Annotated in this window: 2 protein-coding genes; both read left to right on the plus strand. The window is 71.4% G+C overall.

All coding sequences use genetic code 11. The features are described from left to right. Positions 1-191: 191 nt before the first annotated feature. Entirely contained in the window at positions 192-2,192 is a 2,001-nt protein-coding gene (locus C1I98_RS36835) for an NADH-quinone oxidoreductase subunit 5 family protein (protein WP_111171899.1), read from the plus strand. Next, positions 2,189-3,430: complex I subunit 4 family protein (locus tag C1I98_RS36840; protein WP_111171898.1), on the plus strand; the 1,242-nt coding region annotated here is incomplete at its 3' end. The genes C1I98_RS36835 and C1I98_RS36840, both read left to right, overlap by 4 nt.

Below are 3,430 nucleotides of genomic sequence, written 5' to 3' on the forward strand. Positions count from 1 at the left end.
CCCCGAACCACATCACTTGCCCCCGCCACAACCGCACCGCACTCCGCCTCCCCCTCAGGCAGTCCGGCCTTCGCCACCACGTCACCGACTCCTTCTCCGGCAGGAGGCGCCGGCCAGGGCGAGGGCGAGGGCGAAGACACAGGAGACCAGGCCGACGGCAGGGCCGGTGAGGAGGCGGAGCCGTGATCGTGATGTCCGCCGTTGCGGCGACACTGCTGCCGTTCCTGGCATCGATCGCCGCCCTGCTTCTCTCGCGCCTGCCACGCCTACGTCGCCTGCCGGGCACAACACCCGACATGGCCGCAGCCGGGCAGTCGGGCTCTACACCCAGCGTGGCCGCGGCTCTTCGGCCGACCGGCCGAGGTAGCCGAGGACAGGCCGCCGATGCCGACCCGGCTCGGGCTGCCGCACGCCGTGCCGCCATCATCGCCATCGCGCCCACCGCCCTGTCCACGGCACTGGCGGTCTGGATCGCCTACGCCTGGTGGTCCGCGTGGGGCGCCACGTCGTACGACGGCCGCTCGCAGGCAGGCACCCTGACGGTCATCGACACCGGCTCGCTGCCCATCACGGTCGCCCTGGAGGTGACCACCCTGTCAGTGGTGGTCGGCCTGCTGGTGACCGTCGTGGCCCTCGCCGTCCAGGTCTACTCGGTCGGCTACCTCGACGGCGACCCCCGCTACCCCTCCTACAGCGCCTTCATCAGCCTGTTCACCAGCGCCATGCTGCTGGTGATCTACGCGGGAGACCTGCTGCTCCTCTACGTCGGATGGGAGGTCATGGGCCTGTGCTCCTACCTGCTCATCGGGCACTGGTGGGAAGACCGCGCCAACTCCCGCGCGGCGGTCAAGGCGTTCCTGGTCACCCGGCTCGGTGACGTGGGGTTCCTGTTCGGCCTGTTCACCCTCGGGGTCGGCGCGGGCAGCCTCCGGATCTCCGATGTCATCGCCGCGGTGCCCCAGATGTCCCCGGCCACCCTCGTCACCGCGACGATGCTGCTACTGGCCGGTGTCGCGGGCAAGAGCGCCCAGGTGCCGCTGCACACCTGGCTGCCCGACGCCATGGCGGGCCCGACCCCGATCAGCGCGCTGATCCACGCCGCCACGATGGTGGCGGCCGGCATCTTCCTGGTGGCCAGGCTGTTCCCGGTCTTCGAGGCCGCCGGGCCGACGCTCGACGTACTGGCCGTACTCGCCGCGCTCGGCATGCTCGCGGCCGCGCTGGCCGCGCTCGCCCAAGACGACCTCAAGCGGGTCCTCGCCTACTCCACCATCAGCCAGCTCGCGTACATGGCCGCGGCCCTGGCCGCCCGTGACGAGAGCGTGGCGATCTTCCATCTGCTGACGCATGGGGCGTTCAAGGCGCTGTTGTTCCTGTGCGCGGGCGCGGTGATCCACGCCGTCGGCTCCAACCTCATGCGCGACATGGGCGGCCTCCGTCGTTCGATGCCGGTCACCTTCGTGACCATGACGATCGGCTTCGCCGCGCTGATGGGCCTGCCGCCGACGAGCGGCTTTTTCAGCAAGGACGCCGTGGTCGTCGCGGTCGAGCGGGCCGGCGCGGACGGCCTGCTTACCGGCGCGGCCGGCTGGCTGCTCCACGCCTGCACGCTCGCGACGGTGGCCGTGACCGGCGCGTACGCGACCCGGGCGTGGCTGCGCACCTTCTTCGGCGAAGCGCATGTCGTCGCCCTGCCCGAGCCCGCGCCCGGCACGGCGCACGTCTTCACCGGCCAGGAGGCGCCGCGGTCGATGCGACTGCCGATCATCGTGCTCGCGGTCCCGGCGCTGCTTCTCGGGCTGGTCGGCCTCGGCGAGGTCCACTGGACGGCGGCCGCGATCACCGTCGCGCTGGCGCTGCTCGGCGCGGCCGTCACGTACGTCGTGTGGCGCGCCGATCCGGTGGCCGATCCGGCGCGGCTGCTCGGGCCGTTCCGGGTGGCCTGCGAGCGCGCCTTCGGGATCGACCGCTTGTACCGGGCGCTGCTCGTCCGGCCGTTGCTGCGGCTCTCCCGGGCGGTCGTCGCGACCGACACGCACATGGTCGACGGCGCGGTACGCGGCTCGGGCAGGGCTGCGGTTGGGATGTCCGGTCTGCTGAGGTTCGCCCAAAATGGCAATGCCCAGCTCTACCTGAGCGGTGTGCTGGCGGGCGTCCTGCTCATCGCGGTGGGGGCGGTGATGCTGGGATGAACTGGCTGCCCATCGCCATCCTCGGGGTTCCACTGCTCGGAGCGCTGGCCGTGCTCGCGGGGCGTGACGGCCCGGGTAGCGCACGAGTGCTGCGGTGGCACTCGCTGGCCGTCTCGGCGGTCACGTTCGCACTGACCGTGCTGCTGGCCGCCACCTTCGACCACGGCGACGCCGCCCGCATGCAGTTCGTCATCGACCTGCCCTGGATTCCAGGGCTCGCCATCCACTTCCACCTGGGCGTCGATGGCATCTCGCTGCCGCTCATCGTCCTGACGTCGCTCCTCACCCTGCTCTGCTTCGTCTACCTGGCCGGTGCCGGGAGCCCGCGCCCGCGCGCCCTGGTCTTCGCCCTGCTGCTGCTCGAAGTCGGCATGCTCGGCACGTTCCTGGCGCTCGACCTGCTGTTGTTCTTCGTGTTCTTCGAGGTCGTGCTGATCCCGATGTACTTCGTGATCGCCATCTGGGGCGGCCCGGGCCGCCGCGCCGCGGCGGTCAAGTTCATCCTCTACACGCTGCTCGGCTCGGTGATCCTGCTACTCGGCCTGCTGCTGATCTGGGCGCAGGCCGGCACCCTGGACATGGTCGCGCTGGCCCGCACGCCCGGGGCCGGCATGACGCGGGCGGCCCAGGTGCTCGCGTTCGTCGCGATCGGCCTCGGGCTCGCGGTGAAGACCCCGATGTGGCCCCTGCACACCTGGCTCCCGGACGCGCACACCGAGGCCCCCACGGTCGGCTCGGTCCTGCTGGCGGGCGTCCTGCTGAAGATGGGCACGTACGGCTTCGCCCGCATCGCGATCCCGATCCTGCCCGAGGGCGCGGCGGCCGTCGCGCCCTGGCTGGGCGCGTTCGCGGTGGTCGGCATCATCTACGGGGCCCTGGCCTGCCTGGCCCAGCGCGACCTGAAACGCATGATCGCCTACTCCTCCATCGGCCACATGGGTTTCGTGCTGCTCGGCTTCGCCACCCTCACGCCGGTGGGCATCAACGCGGCCCTGTTCGGCAACATCGCCCACGGCCTGATCACCGGCCTGCTCTTCTTCCTCGCGGGCGCGATCAAGGATCGGTACGGCACGGCCGACATGCCGTCCATGGGCGGCGGCATGCTCACCCGAGTCCCTCGCCTGGGGGCGCTGCTCACCTTCGCCTGCATCGCCTCCCTCGGCATCCCGGGCCTCGCCGGTTTCTGGGGCGAAATGCTCGCCCTCCTCGGTGCCTTCACCCCCGCCCCGGGCCTGCCC

The sequence above is a fragment of the Spongiactinospora gelatinilytica genome (assembly GCF_003236385.1).
Lineage (GTDB): Bacteria > Actinomycetota > Actinomycetes > Streptosporangiales > Streptosporangiaceae > Spongiactinospora > Spongiactinospora gelatinilytica.